This is a genomic window from Zeimonas arvi (assembly GCF_008039575.1).
GTDB lineage: Bacteria > Pseudomonadota > Gammaproteobacteria > Burkholderiales > Burkholderiaceae_E > Zeimonas > Zeimonas arvi.
The window spans coordinates 400,742-415,926 of the sequence record NZ_VDUY01000003.1 but is presented as its reverse complement, the minus strand read 5'-3'; the positions used below and the strand labels follow the sequence as shown (position 1 = coordinate 415,926).

The window sequence follows — 15,185 nt, the reverse complement described above, 5'->3', positions numbered from 1 at the left end:
TCGGCAGTTGCGCCGGGCGGGGGAGGCAGGGTTAGAATTCGCTCGGTTCCCACCGCACGCCGGGGTTCTCCGAACATGAACGAACAGCAGCCCACGCGCGACGAACGGCCGGAGTTCAAGATCGCGGTCTTCGGACTCGCGACCCGCTTCCGGAAGCTGCTCGATATCGTCCTGCGCCATGCGCACCACAACCGCTATCGCTACTCGATCGCCACTTCGCGCGGTCCGGGCCAGTTCGATGTCGCGCTGGTCGACATGACCGCAACTGGCGCGCCCAACCTGTTCGAGAAGCTGACCAAGGTCGTCGACCGCGATACGGTGGTGCGGGTCGGACGGCGCTGCGACCCGTCGCGCCAGCAGGACGACCTGCTGGTGCAGAGCTTCGTGGCGCAGGTGCTGTTCACGCTGAACCGGGTGGTGGATCGGCAGCTGTCGCGCAAGCGCGAGCTCGAGGCGTCGGCGGGGTCCCGTCCGGGCCTGGTGGTGTCGGACTTCGGCGTGCTGCGCCGGCCGCGGGTGCTCGTGGTCGACGACAGCCCCACCGTGAGGCGCCAGCTGGGCACCGCGCTGCACCAGATGGGCATCGACTGCGAGGCGGTGGCCAGCGCCGGCGAGGCGCTCGAGCAACTGGGCATGCGCCGCTACGAGCTGGTGCTCGCCGACGTGGTGATGCCCGACATGGACGGCTACCGGATGACCCGGCTGATCAAGAAGAACCGGTCGCTGCGCGGGATGCCGGTGGTGATCCTGACCAGCCGGTCCTCGCCCTTCGACCTGGCGCGCGGTGCGCTGGCCGGCTGCAACAGCTACCTGGTGAAGCCGGTCACGCTGCAATCGCTGCGCGAGACGCTGAACCGGCACCTGCGCCGCGCGGTGCGGCGCGAGGGCGGCGGCGAGCCGCTGCTCGCCTGATTCAGGCTTACTTGACGCGCGAGCGGTACTCGGCGGTCCGGGTGTCGATCTCGATCCTGTCGCCGATCTCCACGAAGGCCGGCACCGGCAGCTCGAAACCGGTGGGCTTGATGCGGGCCGGCTTCATGACCTTGCCCGAAGTGTCGCCCTTGACGGCCGGCTCGGTGTACTCGACCTCGCGGACCAGCGTGGTGGGCAGCTCGACCGAGATGGCGCGGCCTTCGTAGAAGGTGACCTCGCACTGCATGCCTTCCTCGACGTAGTTCAGCGCGTCGCCCATGCTGTCGGCCTCGACCTCGTACTGGTTGTACTCGGCGTCCATGAACACGTACATCGGGTCGGCGAAGTACGAGTAGGTGACTTCCTTCTTGTCGAGGATGACGACGTCGAACTTCTCGTCGGCCTTGCAGACCGTCTCGGTGCCCGAGTTGTTGAGAAGGTTCTTCAGCTTCATCTTCACGACGGCCGCGTTGCGGCCCGACTTGTTGTACTCGGCCCTGATGACCACCATCGGGTCCTTGCCGATCATGACGACGTTGCCGGTGCGGAGTTCCTGAGCGATTTTCATCGGATGCGGTCCCGGGCCTTTCTTGGCCGATGCTGGTAAACCCGAAATTATAGCCTGTCGCGAACGAAGCCGGCCAGTTGCGCGGCCAGGTCCGGCTGCCGGGCCAGGGTCTCGGCCCAGTGCCGGAAGACGCCCTCGATCGCCTCGTCCTGGCCGGCGAGCGCCTGCCAGGCCAGGTCCGCATCGCCGAGCCCCGACCAGGCGCGCATCGTCGCTTCGACTGCGCCGATCGCGGCGGGGGGATCCCCGGCCGCGGCCGCCGCGGCCCGCAGCCGGCCCAGGAAGGCCTCGAGCTTGTCGTGGTGGGTGTCTTCGTCCTGTCGGTAGGGCTGCCAGACGAAGGGCCGGCGCGCCCAGTGGGCGCGGATCCAGGAGTCCTCGCCGCGCACGAAGTTCAGGTCGGCCAGGCGCAGCAGCGCGTCGTAGTCGTCCTGGGGCAGGAAGCGGATCCGCGCGATCCTGAGCCTGCCCCGGCGCGCGGCCGGCCCGCCGGGCGGCAGGCCGCAGCCCGCGAACGCCTCGGGCTCGTCGGGTGCGACGCCTTCGGGCACCAGCAGCAGGGTGGGGCGCACGCCGCGGGCCAGCGCCGGCAGCAGCGCATCGAGCGGCGAATCCGGATAGCAGAACAGGGTGATCACCCGTTCGCCGGGCTCGGGCGACTGGCCGCACAGCCGCTCGAGCGCCGCGGCGCGCGCGGCCTCGGCAGGCCGTTCGGCGGGCGCGAGCGCGTCGCGCTCGCGCAGCAGCCCGCCGCTGGCGGGCGTGAAGCCCGGGTAATAGAAGTGCTCGACCGCGCCGTCGGGCTTGACCGAGGACAGGCCGTGGCAGCCGTCGACCCAGGGCTCGGCGCTCAGGTACTCGAGGTGGATCCAGAGCGGGCGCCGCGGTCCGCCTGCGAGCATCGACCGGATCCAGCCGGGCGGCTCGCAGCCGAAGGCGCAGAGCACGACCTCGGGTTGCGCATCGACGGGCGATGCAGGCCACGGCTCCACCCGGACGCCGGCCAGCCGGGCTTGCGGCCCGCCGGCCAGCCGTGGGGGCGCCGTGCCCGCGAGCCGTGCGATCAGCTCGGGCCGGTCGATGAACAGCGTGACCTCGGCGTCGTGCTCGCGGACCAGCTGCCGCGCAAGGCGCCAGCACACGCCGGCATCGCCGAAGTTGTCGACGACGCGGCACAGGATCCACCAGCGGGTGCCGGCGGGCAGGGGACTGGCTGCTTGCATGGTGGCCGAAAAGGGAACGTTCGCCGGGCCCTGGACTGGGGCGGGAGTCCGGGAAACGGGTATCCTGATGATCGCATTTCCGGCGCCGGCCACCACCCGGCGCTCTCGCCGGCCGCGTCCGGCGTCGAGGCCGGCCCGCCCTGCTGTCGCGGGCCGCCCTTCGAGACCCTCGATCGTCCGGAACCCAGATGAATCCTTCCTCTCACGCGCAGGCCGGCGCGTGGTCGCGCGTCGTGCTGATCGGCGCCCTGATCCTGCTGCTGTCGATGGGCGTGCGCGCCACCGCCGGCATCTTCATGCCGCCGATGCTGGTCACTCACGGCTGGAGCCGAGAGTTCTTCTCGAACACCTTCGCGATCCAGAACCTCGCCTGGGGCGCCGGCGCGGTGCTGATGGGCATGCTGGCCGACCGCATCGGCGCGGCGCGCGCGATCGCGCTGGCCGGTCTGGTCTACGCGGTCGGCCTGGCCGGCACGCTGTGGGTCGACTCGCAATTCGGCCTGGTGATCTTCTTCGGGCTGATGGTCGGGATCGGGCAGGGCGGCACCACTTCCGCGCTGGTCATGCCGGCGATCGGCCGGGCCACCTCGCCGCTGGCGCGCAGCGCCGCGCTGGGCGTGGCCAACGCGGGCGGTTCGCTCGGCCAGTTCCTGGTCGTGCCCGCCGGCCATCTGCTGATCGAACTGTTCGACTGGCACGCGGCCCTGCTGATCATGTCGATGGCGGCGGCGCTGATCGCGCCGCTGGCCTTCGTCATGCACGGACGGGGCGCGTTGCCCGAGTCCGGGCAGGGCGGGCCGGCGGCCGGCCAGGGCGCGGCGGCAGCCGCCGAAGGCGCAGCGGCGCACCCTGGCGACACCGGGCATTCGCTGTGGGTGGCGGTGCGCGACGCCTTCCGCCGCAAGCCCTTCGCCTTGCTGGCCGGCAGCTATTTCGTCTGCGGCTTCCAGCTCGCCTTCATCACGCTGCACCTGCCGGCCTACGTCGTCGACAACGGTCTGGCGGCGAAGCACGGCGCGATGGCGATCGCCACGATCGGGCTCTTCAACGTGATCGGCTCCTTCGCGGTGGGCTGGCTGGGCGGGCGGCACAGCAAGACGATGTTGCTGGGCTGGGTCTACGCGCTGCGCGCGGTCTTCGTGGGCCTGCTGCTGGTGCTGCCGATCTCGGTCGGCTCGCTGTACCTGTTCGCCGCGGGCATGGGCCTGCTGTGGCTGAGCACGGTGCCGCTCACGATGGGGCTGGTCGGGCAGATCTTCGGCCTGCGCTACGCGGCCACGCTGGGCGGCTTCGTGTTCCTGAGCCACCAGATCGGCAGCGCGACCGGGGTCTGGATCGCCGGGCGCAGCTACGCCGCCAGCGGTTCCTACGACGTGATGTGGTTCGCCTCGATCGCGCTGGCGCTGGCCGCCGCGGCGCTGGCCTGGATGATCGACGAGCGGCCCGGCGCCGGCGCGACCCCGGCCGGTCGCGGCGATCAGTCGCTGGCCGGGCCCGGCCCGAAGAGCGAGTCGAGCTTCGCGCGGGCGGCGCTGTCGCCCGCCGTTCGACCGGCGTCGAAGGCGTACTCCTCCTCGATCCGGTCGGCGTAGAAGCTCGCCGGGTTCGGCGAGGCCACGAAGCGGCGCCAGACCTCGGCCGGCACCGCCTTGAAGGCCTTCAGCGAACCGTCGACGAACTCGATCTCGAGCCGCTGCTCGCCCGCGTCGTAGCCGGCCGACTCGAGCCGGCCGCCGCCGATCCTGCGCGTTTCCATCATCGCCCTCCCGTGCCGGCGGCGGCCACCGCGCCCTCGCGTCGCGGGTCGACCGCCCCGGTGAGCCTGCAGGCGCGATCCTGCCCTAGACGGGGTCGGCAGTCCAGCGCGATCGCGTGCAGGCCGCTGGTCATGTCCACGAACTCGACCCGATGGCCGCGCCTGCGCAGCGCTTCGGCGAGCGAGGCCGGAACGCGGCCGCGCTCGAGCTCGGTGACGCCGTTGCGGTTGCCGAGGTTGGGCAGCGACACCGCCCGCTGCGGGTCCACGCCCTCGTCGAGGATCGCGATCAGGCTGCGTGCCACGTACTGGATGATCTGCGGACCGCCGGGCGAGCCGATGACCAGCGCGGGCGCACCGGTGGCGCGGTCGAAGACGATGGCGGGCGCCATCGAGCTGCGCGGCCGCTTGCCCGGCTCGACGCGGTTGGCGATCGGCTCGCCGTCGCGGCTCGGCGCGAACGAGAAGTCGGTCAGCTGGTTGTTGAGCAGGAAGCCGCGAACCATGATCCGGGCGCCGAAGGCGCTCTCGATCGACGAGGTCATCGACACGAGGTTGCCCTGCCGGTCGACGATCGACAGGTGGGTGGTCGAGGGCAGTTCGGGCGATGGCGCCGCGGCCAGCGGCCGGCCCGACAGCGCGGCCGGATGCCCCGCGGCGACCGGCGTGGGCAATGCCAGTTCGCCGATCGCGGCGGCGCGGCGCGCGAGGTAGCGGTCGTCGAGCAGCGCCGATACGAGCATCGCGTCGCCGGACGAGCCTTGCCCGGGGGCCGTGAAATCGGGGTCCGCCAGGTAGCGGTCGCGGTCGGCGAAGGCGAGCTTGCCGACCTCGGCGAAGCGATGCGCGCCGTCCGGGTCGAGGCCGTCGCCCCCCCGCGTGGTGAGCTGGGCGGGCGCTGCGCGCCAGAGCTTCAGCATCTGCGCCACCGTCACCCCGCCGGACGAAGGCGGCGGCATCCCGCAGACGCGGTGCGCGCGGTGGTCGAAGCAGACGGCTTCGCGCACCGCCGGCCGGTAGAAGGCGAGGTCGTGCTCGCCGAGCAGCCCCGGATTGCTCGGGTGGCTGCGCACCTTGTCGACGATCGCGCGCGCGATGGGCCCTGCGTGCAGCGCCAGGCTGCCGCGCCGCGCGACCTGGGCCAGCGTGTCGGCCAGCGCCGGGTTGCGCAGCAGGTACCCCACCGGCCGCGCCTTGCCGGCCTCGTCGTAGTACAGGGCGGCGGCCTCGGGGTCGTCGCGCAGGGCGGGATCGCGCGCCAGCAGCGCATGCAGCCGCGGGCTCACCGGAAAGCCGTCGCGGGCCAGCGCGATCGCCGGCTCGAACAGCCGGCCCCAGGGCAAACGGCCGTGACGGGCGTGGGCCCGCTCGAGCATCCGCACCAGGCCGGGCACGCCCACCGCGCGACCGCCGACCACCGCCTCGAAGAAAGGGCGCGGCTGGCCCCGAGCGTCGAGCCAGAGCCTCTCGTCGGCCGCCGCCGGCGCCGTCTCGCGCCCGTCCCAGGCTTCGAGGCGCCGGTCGCGCGCGCGGTAGTGCAGCAGGAAGGCGCCGCCGCCGATGCCGGAGGACTGCGGCTCGACCAGTCCCAGCACCATCTGTGCGGCGATCGCCGCGTCGAGCGCGCTGCCGCCCGCGGCGAGGATCGCGCCGGCGGCGTCGCTGGCGTGGCGGTTGGCGGTGACCGCCATCCAGCCGCGGCCGTGGACCGCGTCGCGCGGGGCGAAGCCGGTCGCGGCCTCGGGTCGGGCGGCCGCGGCTGCGGCGGCCGGGATCGGGCCGCCCGCCGATGGCGTCGCGTCGCGGGCGAGCGCGGACGGCGAGAGCGCGAGGCTGGCTGCGGCGAACGCCGAGGCGAGCGTCGTGCGCGCAACGAAACGTCGGAGTCGTGGCAGGCCGGTCACCGGCCCATAATAGCGGCTGGAAAAACCGGAGCCCGCCCTCGATGAGCCAGATCGCCGAAACCGTTGCCGCCATTGCCGCGCAATCCCTCACTGCCCAGTCGCTGATCGAGCAGGCCCGCGAGCGGGCGCGGCGCGCGTCCGACCTGAACCCGATCGCCCACGCGGACTGGGACGCCGCCCTGGCGGAGGCGCGCGCGCGCGACGCGCAGGCGAAGGCCGGCGCGCGGCTCGGTCCGCTGCACGGCGTGCCAGTCTCGATCAAGGACCTGTTCAACGTGCGCGGGATGCCGACCCAGGGCGGCACCCGCGCCCCGCTGCACGAGCTTTCCGACGCCGAGGCCGGCCTGGTCACGCGGCTGCGCGAGGCCGGCGCGGTGATCTTCGCCAAGACCAACATGCACGAGATCGCGCTCGGCGCCACCGGCGAGAACCGCTGGACCGGCGACGTGAAGAACCCCTTCGATCCTGCCCGCCAGGCGGGAGGGTCGTCGAGCGGCGCCGGCGTCAGCGTGGCCACCGGGATCGGCCTGGCGGGCATCGGCAGCGACACCGGCGGCTCGGTCCGCATTCCCGCGGCCTTCTGCGGCGTGGCCGGCTTCAAGCCGACCTTCGGCGCGATCCCGCTCGACGGCGCGCTCTACCTGTCCTGGACCTGCGATCACGCCGGCCCGCTCGCCCGCTCGGTCGACGACTGCGCGCGGCTCTTCGAGGTCATGGCCCGGCGCAGCGTGGCGCACGGCGCGGTGGCGCGCAAGCCGCGCTTCGCGGTGCCGGCCGACTGGCTGCGCGGGCGATTGCAGCCGGCGGTGCGCGAGCACTTCGAGCGCGCCTGCGCGAGCCTGCGCGCGGCCGGCGCCGAGATCGTCGACGTGGCCACGCCGCTGTTGCCCACCGCAACCGACTGCTACACGCCGATCGTGCGGGCCGAGGCCGCCTGGGTGCACCGCCGCGCGCTCGAGGCGGGCGGCGAGGGTTTCTCCGAGCTGGTGCTGCCGCCGCTCGAGGCCGGCCGCAAGCTCTCCGCGCTCGACTACATCGACGCCATGAAGCGGCGCGACCGGATCCGCGCCGAGCTCGACGCGATCGCGACCGGCTGCGACGCCATGCTGATGCCCAGCTCCGGCGCGCTGCCGCCGCTGCGCGGACAGGCCGATGTCGAGGTCGAGGGCGGGCGGATCTCGGTGCGCGAGGCGGTGCTGGGCCAGACGCTGCCTTTCTCGATGTGCGGGCTGCCGGCGCTGAGCATCCCGGCGGGGTTGGTGGCCGACGGCTATGGCGCCGGCACGCCGCCGCTGCCGGCGGGCCTGCAACTGGTCGGCCGCTTCGACGGCGATGCCTCCCTGCTGGCCCTGGGTCGCTGGGTCGAGGGGCTGGTGGGATCGGCGCCGATGCCCGCGGGCTTCTGATTGCGCCGGGACCCGGCGGCGGCGCGCCGCCAGGGTGCCCGTCGCCGTCACCGCCAGGCGAAAGCCGGCTGGTCGAAGTGGGCCACCCGCGTGGCGCGGCCGGCGATGCACACTTCGCGGAACTGGTAGAGCACCGCGGCGGTGGGGGCGGCAATCCAGTTGTCGCCGACCGGCATCCGCAAGACCGGGTGCTCGCCGCCCGCGACACGATCCAGCAGCGGGGCGTCCTTCCGCATGAACTCGGCGACCGGTATCCGGTGAACGCTGGCGACCTCGTCCGGATTGGGCGCCAGCCGGCGCGCTTCGCCGGCCCACACCACCACCGGGCTGATCGCGTAGCCCGAGCGCGTCACGTAGTCGTCGAGCCGGCCCAGGATCGCGCCTGCGTCGAGCGCGAGACCCACCTCCTCGTGAAGCTCGCGCAGCGCCGCCTGCTCGGCGCTCTCGCCTTCGTCGAGCCGCCCGCCGGGCAGCGCCCACTGGCCGGCATGGCTGCGCAGCCGCAAGGAGCGCCGCGTGAGCAGCAGCGCGGCGCGATTGCTCCAGCGCGGGTGCGACGGCATGCCGGGCAGGTCGGCGCCGTGCCCTTCCTCGACGATCGCGACCGCGACCGCGGCGCGGCGAAGCGGATGTGGATGCGGATGCGGCTGCGGCTGCGGCTGCGGCTGCGGCTGCCCTGCCGGAGCGGCCGGCCCGAGCAGCGGGAAGGACGCGAGCTGCGCGGCGATCCGGCGGCGCAGCGAAGCCTCGCAGGCGATGTCGGCGGTCATGATGTCGACGGGGCCGGGCATGGCCTCAGCGCGCTGCCGCGCCCGCCTGTGAGCGCGAGGCGACGGCCGCCGCCTCGCGCGACCGGTCACGGGCGAGCAGCGTGTAGGCGGCCGGCACGACGAACAGCGTCAGCACCGTGCCCAGGCTCATGCCACCGACGATGACCCAGCCGATTTCCTGGCGGCTGGCCGCGCCGGCGCCTTGCGCGAGCGCCAGCGGGATCGCGCCGGCCACCATCGCGCCGGTGGTCATCAGGATCGGCCGCAGCCGCAACACCGCGGCGTCGATGACCGCCTCGAGCTTGCCGCGCCCGGAGTCCTGCAGCGCGTTGGCGAACTGCACGATCAGGATCCCGTGCTTGCTGATCAGGCCGATCAGCGTGATCAGGCCGATCTGGCTGTAGATGTTCAGCGTGCCGCCGGTCAGGTGCAGCGCGGCCAGCGCGCCGGCCATCGACAGCGGCACGGTCAGCAGGATGATCAGCGGGTCGACGAAGCTCTCGAACTGTGCCGCCAGCACCAGGTAGATGAAGACCAGCGCGAGCACGAACACGAACAGCAGGCTGGAGCCCGCCTCGCGGAACTCGCGCGACTGGCCGGCGTAGTCGTAGCGCACCGTGGGAGGCAGGATCCGCTCGACCGTCTGCTCGAGGAAGGCGAGGCCCTCGCCGAGCGAGTAGCCGGGGGCCAGGTTCGCGGTGATGGTCGCCGAGCGGAACTGGTTGAAGCGGTTGAGCTCCTTCGGCGCGACGCCCTCTTCGAGGCGGACCAGGTTCGACAGCTGGATCATCGACCCGTTCCGGCTGCGCACGTAGATGTCCTCGATCGCGCCGGGCGTGCGGCGCTCGTCGGGTGCCACCTGCACGATCACGTCGTATTGCTCGCCGTTCTGGTTGAATCGGGTGACCTGGCGTCCGCCGAGCAGCGTTTCCAGCGTGCGGCCGACGGCCAGCACGCTCGCGCCGGTGTCGGCGACCCGCTCGCGGTCGACTTCGACCTGGACCTGGGGCTTGTTGAGCCTCAGGTCGCTGTCGACGTTGACCAGGCCCGGCCAGGCCGCGGCTTCGGCCAGCACCTGCGACACGTATTGGTCGAGCTTCTCGTAGCTGTCGGAAGTCTGGATCACGAACTCGATCGGCCGGTTGCGCGCGCTCTGCCCGAAGGAGCCGGGGTTGTTCGCCGACGTCCGCACGCCCGCGATGCGCGACAGGCCGCCACGGATCGACTCGACGATGTCCATCTGCGTGCGTTCGCGCTCTTCCCATGGAACGAGCCGCGAGAACGAGATCAGCTCGGTGACCGCGCGCGAGCCCACGATCACGAAGGAGTTCGCCACTTCCGGAACGCGGTCCAGCAGGTCTTCGAGCTGGCCGATGTAGCGGCTGGTGAAATCGATCGTGGAGCCTTCCGGCGCATTGCCCGAGGTGAAGATCACGCCGCGGTCCTCGAGCGGCGCGAGCTCGGACTTCAGCGTGGAGAACAGCAGCCCGCTCGCGCCGGCGGCGAGCAGCGCCACGAGCGCGACCGCCGGGCGCATCCGCAGGCTGGTCGCCAGCACCCTGCGGTACGCGGCGGTGATGCCGACCAGCAGCCGCTCCAGCGCGTTGTAGAGGCGCCCGTGCGTCTCGTGCTCCTTCAGCAGCCGCGAGCACATCATCGGCGACAGGGTCAGCGCGACGAAGCCCGACACCACGACCGCCCCGGCCAGCGTGAGCGCGAACTCGGCGAACAGCCCGCCGGTGCGGCCCGGCGCGAAGGCGACCGGCGCGTAGACCGCGGCGAGCGTCAGCGTCATCGCGACGACCGCGCCGGAGATCTCCCGGATGCCGGTGATCGCCGCCTTCATCGGCTTCATGCCTTCCTCGATGTGCCGATGAATGTTCTCGAGCACCACGATCGCGTCGTCGACCACCAGGCCGATGGCCAGCACCATCGAAAGCAGCGTGAGCGTGTTGATCGAGAAACCGAGCATCTGCATCAGCGCGAAGGCGCCGATCAGCGAGACCGGGATCGTGACCAGCGGGATGATCGTCGCGCGAACCGTGCGCAGGAACAGGAAGATCACCAGCACCACCAGCACGACCGCCTCGGCGATCGTGGTGTACACCGCCGCGATCGAGCGGTCGATGAACACCGAGCTGTCGTAGGCGATCGCCACGTTCATGCCCGGTGGCAGGTCGCGCTCGAGCTGCGGCAGGACCGCGCGCATCTCGTTCGAGATGTCCAGCGGGTTGGCGGTCGCCTGCTTGACGATGCCCAGGATCACCGACTGCTGGCCGTTGTAGCGGGTGATCCGGCGCTCGTCCTGCGGCCCGAGCTCCACCGAGGCGACGTCGCCCAGGCGCACCGCGAAGCCCTTCGCGTCCTTCACCACGATCTCGCGGAACTGCGCGGGCGTCGCCAGGCCGGTGCGCGAGAGCACGGTGAACTCGGTGTCGGGGCCTTCGATCCGGCCCGAGGGCACCTCGGCGTTCTGCTGGCGCAGCGCGTCCTCGATGTCCTGCACCGTCAGCTCGTAGGCGGCCAGCCGGGCGCGATCGAGCCAGATCCGCATCGCGTAGCGTCGCTCGCCGAAGATGCGGACCTCGGCCACTCCGGGCAGGGTCTGGAGCCGGTCGCGCACGTAGCGATCGGCATAGTCGGAGATCTCGACCGTGGGCGCGCGGTCGCTGGTCAGCGCGATGTAGATGATCGCCTGCGCGTCGGCTTCCACCTTCGCGATGACCGGCTCCTCGATCTCGTCGGGCAGGCGGCCGCGCACCCGAGACACGCGGTCGCGCACGTCGCTCGCCGCGACGTCGGGGTCGGTGCCCAGCCGGAAGCGCACCGTGATCCGGCTCAGCTCGGCCTCGCTGCTCGAGGTCAGCGCCTCGATCCCCTCGATGCCGGCGATCGAGCCCTCGAGCACCTGGGAGACCTGGGTCTCGATGATCTCGGCGCTGGCGCCGAGGTAGTTGGTGCGCACCGAGACGATCGGCTGGTCGATGTTCGGATACTCGCGCACGGTGAGCCGCGTGTAGGACACCAGCCCGACCAGCACGATCACCAGGCTGAGCACCGTCGAGAAGACCCGCCGCTTGATGAAGAACTCGAACAGGTTCACTTCAGGCCCCGGCGCGGGGCGCGGCCACGTCGACCGGCGCCTGATCGCGCAGTTGCTGATGGCCGGCCGTCACCACCGTGTCGCCTTCCGACAGGCCAGCCAGCACCTCGACGCGCCCCGGGCGTCGCACGCCCAGTCCGATCTCGGTCAGCCGCGCCTTGCCGTCGACGACCCGGTACACGTAGCGCTTGTCGCCTCGGGCGAACACCGCCGAGTCGGGGATCAGGACCGCCCGCTCGCGCCGGTCCACGACGATCTCCACGCGCGCGAACAGCCCGGGCGCGAGCTCGCCCTTCGGGTTCGGAATCCGCGCCCGCAGCCGGATCGCGCGGCCGCCGACTTCCACGATGGGGTCGATGGCGTAGACCGTGCCCTCGAAGCGCCGGCCGGGCAGGGCGTCGATCGTCACGTTGACCTGCTGGCCGTTGCGCAGCGCCGGCAGCGCGAGTTCCGGCACCCGGAAATCGAGCTTCATCGGGTCGGTGTCGGCGAGCTCGACGATCGCCTCGCCGGGCTCCACGTAGGCGCCGGCGCTGACCGATCGAAGGCCCACGACACCGGACAGCGGCGCGCGGATCGTGGTCTTCGCCAGCCGGGCTTCGGCGAGCGCGATGCCTGCCTCGGCGGCCTGCAATGCGGCCAGGGCCTCGTCGCGCGAGCGGGGCGAGGCCATGCCCTCGCGGGCCAGCTTGGCGAAGCGCTCGTTGTTGGCGCGCGAGAGCGTGAGCTCGGAGCGGCTGCGGGCCAGCTCGGCCTTCAGGACCGACGCGTCGAGCTGCACCAGCAGATCGCCCGCGGCGACGCGCTGCCCCTCGCGGAATGCGATCCGCTCGATGCGGCCCGCGATCTCGGTGGTGACGGTGACGGCCTCGTCGGGCAGCAGGCTGCCGACCGCGCGGATCGACTCGACCAGCGGCTGGACCTGCACGCGGGCGGTTTCGACGGTGACCGGCGCGAGCGGGGCCGGCGGCTTGCCGTCGGCGCGCTCGCCGGCGGGCGCACCGGCGGGTGCCGCCTGGCCGCGCAGCCCGAGCAGCTTGCGGATCTCGCGAAGGTCGACGTCCGGGTACATCAGCGACGCCGCCACGGCGGCGGCCGACAGCGTGGCGAGGACCAGCCAGAAGCGCCACTTCGTGCGCGGGCGGCGGTCGGTCGGGGAAGCTGTCATCGGGCTCAACGCGCGAGCTTGAGGTCGACCGTTCGGCCGCCGCCGGTGGTGACCCGCTGCATCAGCGAGCCGCCGGCGCGGCGCTCGCCCTCCTGCCAGCGGACCACCGCGGTCAGGAAGAAGGTGCCGCTGGCGACACGATCGAAGCGGAACCTGCCGTTGGCATCGCACTGGGCCTGCCTGACCAGCTTCGCGTACTCGGGCGGGTCCGGATCGAAGCGGTAGCTGCGGCCGTCCAGGCTCGCGCCGCGCTCGTCGCTGCCGTACAGCGCGCGTACGCGGATCCGGGCGTAGTCGGTGGCGGGCACCAGGAATACCGGCTGGCCGGCGCAGGTGACCACCGTGCCGTTGCGCTGGCGGACCGACGCGCTGCCGGTGACGGTGTTCGGGCCGTTGGCGAGCAGGCGGGCCGCCAGCGTGTCGTCGTAGGGCGTGTCGATCCGGTAGACCGTGCCGCCCGGCGCGGGTTCGGACGGTCCGAACGGCCCGAGGGGCGGCAGGGCGCAGCCGGCGAGCGCGGCGGCCAGCGCGAGGGCCGACAGGGTGCGGGCCTTCCCGAACGATCGGACGTTCCGGCGCGGACGAGCGTGCCGGACCGGGCGAGTCTCCGGGAGCGTGCGTGCTTTCATGGCGTAGGGGCCTCCTTTCGTGCTGGCGGGCGGCGGGTCGAACGCGGTCTAGTCGGCGTAGCCGGGCAGCTCGCGGTCGAGCACCCGCATCATCGCCTCGAAGAACAGGCGCTCGCGTTCCGCCAGCGAGTGCGTATTGTCGGGATTCGGCGCCTGCACGCGGGCGACGACCTCGGGCGGCAGCACCTGCAATCGCTGGCCCGAGCCCATCGCGAGCAGCTGTGCGCGGCAGACGCGTTCGAGCCGGTACAGACGACGGTAGGCCTGAGCGACCGTGTCGCCGACGACCAGCACGCCGTGGTTCTTCATGAACACGGTGTGCTTGTCGGCGCCGAGCAGCCCGGCCAGGCGCTCGCCCTCCGCGAGCGTGTCGGCGAGCCCGTTGTAGCCGTCGTCGTAGACGATGCGGCCGTCGAAGAAGGCCGCCGTCTGGCTGGTCGGCAGCAGCCTGTTGTCCTGCAGCATGTTCAGCGCCAGCGCCCAGGTCTGGTGGGTGTGCAGCACGACGTTCGCGCCGCAGAGGCGGTGGATCGGCGCGTGGATGCAGCGTGCCGAAAGTTCCACCACGCCCTGGCCTTCGATCGTGCGGCCCGCTTCGTCGAACACGGCCAGGTCGCTGGCGCGCGCCTCGGACCAGTGCAGGCCGAAGGGCAGGATCAGGTAGCGGTCCTCCTGGCCCGGCACGGCGACGGTGAAGTGATTGTCGATGCCCTCGTCGAGCTCGTGCAGGACGGCGAGACGCAGCGCCGCCGCCAGATGGAGCCTGGCCAGTTGCACGGGATCCGCGATGCGCGCGGCGGCGAGGGAATGGACGGACATCGGTGTTGCTCCTCGAAAGGGGATGGCGAGCCCCGAGTATAGGGGCGTGGTCCGTCGCTGCCGCCCTGGGTTAGTCTCTCGATCGGAACGAGGTTCGAACGATGGAGGAGACGGTGCCCGCAGGCTACGAGAACCTGAAGCTGGAAGTGGCCGATCGCTGCGCCGTGGTCACGCTCGACCGGCCGGCCGCGCGCAATGCGCTCTCCAGCCGGCTGATGCGCGAGTTGATCGCAGTTGCGCGCGAGCTCGCCGAACGCGACGACGTGGACGCGGTGATCCTGACCGGCGCCGCGCGTTTCTTTTCGGCGGGCGCCGACCTGGATGACGCGCGGACCTGGGCCGACGCCTCGCTGTCGATCTCGGAGCGGCGCCGCATCACCGCGACCGGCTACCGGCTGTGCCGGGCCTGGGAGGAGATCCCGCAGATCACGATCGCCGCGATCGAGGGCTATGCGGTCGGCGGCGGGCTGGCGCTCGCGCTGGCCTGCGACTGGCGCGTTGCGGGGGAAGACGCCTTCGTGTCGTTGCCCGAGATCTCGCTCGGCATTCCGCTGACCTGGGGCACCATCCCGCGGCTGGTCAACCTGCTCGGCCCGGCGAAGGCCAAGCGGCTGACCATCCTCTGCGAGCGCTTCGCGGCGCCGCAGGCGCTGGCGCTCGGCCTGCTCGACTACACGGCGCCCAGCGGCGGCGCGCTCGCGCTGGCGCGCGAGGTGGCGGCGCGCGCGCTGTCGATGCCGCCGGCCGTCGTGCGGATGAGCAAGGAGTCGGTCAACGCGGCGGCCACGGTCCTTAACCACGCGGCCGGCTACATGGCGCACGACCAGATCGCGCTGGCCGCGGCCAGCGAGGAGTCGCGGGCGGCGCGCCAGGCCGCCTTGCGGCGCAGCCGGCCCGGAGCGCGCGCCGAGGGCCGGAGCGTGTGAC

General features: G+C 72.3%; 13 protein-coding genes. 4 read left to right on the top strand and 9 right to left on the bottom strand.

Annotated elements, in window-relative coordinates; all coding sequences use genetic code 11:
* Window positions 1-75: 75 nt before the first annotated feature.
* The gene (locus FHP08_RS09370) at window positions 76-912 is read left to right on the top strand and encodes a response regulator (protein WP_147704179.1); all 837 of its coding nucleotides are present in this window, start codon (window positions 76-78) and stop codon (window positions 910-912) included.
* Between the two features lie 7 nt (window positions 913-919).
* On the opposite strand, the gene efp is transcribed toward FHP08_RS09370, so the two are convergent.
* On the bottom strand, window positions 920-1,480 hold the full coding sequence (gene efp, locus FHP08_RS09365; protein WP_147704178.1) for an elongation factor P: 561 nt from the start codon (window positions 1,478-1,480) through the stop codon (window positions 920-922).
* Between the two features lie 47 nt (window positions 1,481-1,527).
* Window positions 1,528-2,703 carry an elongation factor P maturation arginine rhamnosyltransferase EarP gene (gene earP, locus FHP08_RS09360; RefSeq protein ID WP_147704177.1) on the bottom strand — a complete coding sequence of 392 codons (1,176 nt, stop codon included), beginning with the start codon at window positions 2,701-2,703 and terminating at the stop codon, window positions 1,528-1,530.
* Between the two features lie 188 nt (window positions 2,704-2,891).
* Here earP and FHP08_RS09355 point away from each other — a divergent pair, with 188 nt between their 5' ends.
* A complete protein-coding gene (locus FHP08_RS09355) occupies window positions 2,892-4,295 on the top strand; it encodes an MFS transporter (RefSeq protein WP_147704176.1) in 1,404 nt (467 codons plus the stop codon).
* Here FHP08_RS09355 and FHP08_RS09350 read toward each other — a convergent pair.
* Both FHP08_RS09350 and FHP08_RS09345 read right to left on the bottom strand, forming a co-directional pair.
* The gene (locus FHP08_RS09350) at window positions 4,181-4,459 is read right to left on the bottom strand and encodes a KTSC domain-containing protein (protein WP_187272238.1); all 279 of its coding nucleotides are present in this window, start codon (window positions 4,457-4,459) and stop codon (window positions 4,181-4,183) included. The two genes, FHP08_RS09355 and FHP08_RS09350, sit on opposite strands and share 115 nt — an antisense overlap.
* On the bottom strand, window positions 4,459-6,363 hold the full coding sequence (locus FHP08_RS09345; protein WP_147704174.1) for a gamma-glutamyltransferase family protein: 1,905 nt from the start codon (window positions 6,361-6,363) through the stop codon (window positions 4,459-4,461). Before FHP08_RS09345 ends, FHP08_RS09350 begins: the two co-directional genes overlap by 1 nt.
* 41 nt (window positions 6,364-6,404) lie before the next feature.
* Here FHP08_RS09345 and FHP08_RS09340 point away from each other — a divergent pair, with 41 nt between their 5' ends.
* Window positions 6,405-7,769, top strand: coding sequence for an amidase (locus FHP08_RS09340; RefSeq protein ID WP_147704173.1), 1,365 nt, complete (start codon window positions 6,405-6,407; stop codon window positions 7,767-7,769).
* Between the two features lie 47 nt (window positions 7,770-7,816).
* Here the strand turns inward: FHP08_RS09340 and FHP08_RS09335 are convergent, their stop codons facing one another.
* From FHP08_RS09335 to FHP08_RS09315, 5 genes are read right to left on the bottom strand one after another with little or no spacing between them, the layout of a single operon-like run.
* On the bottom strand, window positions 7,817-8,560 hold the full coding sequence (locus tag FHP08_RS09335; protein ID WP_225879084.1) for an NUDIX hydrolase: 744 nt from the start codon (window positions 8,558-8,560) through the stop codon (window positions 7,817-7,819).
* A gap of 4 nt (window positions 8,561-8,564) precedes the next feature.
* Window positions 8,565-11,642 carry an efflux RND transporter permease subunit gene (locus FHP08_RS09330; RefSeq protein WP_147704172.1) on the bottom strand — a complete coding sequence of 1,026 codons (3,078 nt, stop codon included), beginning with the start codon at window positions 11,640-11,642 and terminating at the stop codon, window positions 8,565-8,567.
* Between the two features lies 1 nt (window position 11,643).
* Window positions 11,644-12,810 carry an efflux RND transporter periplasmic adaptor subunit gene (locus FHP08_RS09325; protein WP_147704171.1) on the bottom strand — a complete coding sequence of 389 codons (1,167 nt, stop codon included), beginning with the start codon at window positions 12,808-12,810 and terminating at the stop codon, window positions 11,644-11,646.
* Window positions 12,811-12,815: 5 nt separating this feature from the next.
* The gene (locus FHP08_RS09320; RefSeq protein ID WP_147704170.1) at window positions 12,816-13,439 is read right to left on the bottom strand and encodes a peptidase associated/transthyretin-like domain-containing protein; all 624 of its coding nucleotides are present in this window, start codon (window positions 13,437-13,439) and stop codon (window positions 12,816-12,818) included.
* 48 nt (window positions 13,440-13,487) lie between these two features.
* Complete coding sequence (locus tag FHP08_RS09315; protein ID WP_147704169.1) at window positions 13,488-14,258, bottom strand: class II aldolase/adducin family protein; 771 nt, start codon at window positions 14,256-14,258, stop codon at window positions 13,488-13,490.
* Between the two features lie 101 nt (window positions 14,259-14,359).
* On the opposite strand from FHP08_RS09315, the gene FHP08_RS09310 reads away from it, so the two are divergent.
* Entirely contained in the window at window positions 14,360-15,184 is an 825-nt protein-coding gene (locus FHP08_RS09310; RefSeq protein ID WP_147704168.1) for an enoyl-CoA hydratase/isomerase family protein, read from the top strand.
* The last annotated feature ends 1 nt before the right edge of the window (window position 15,185 follow it).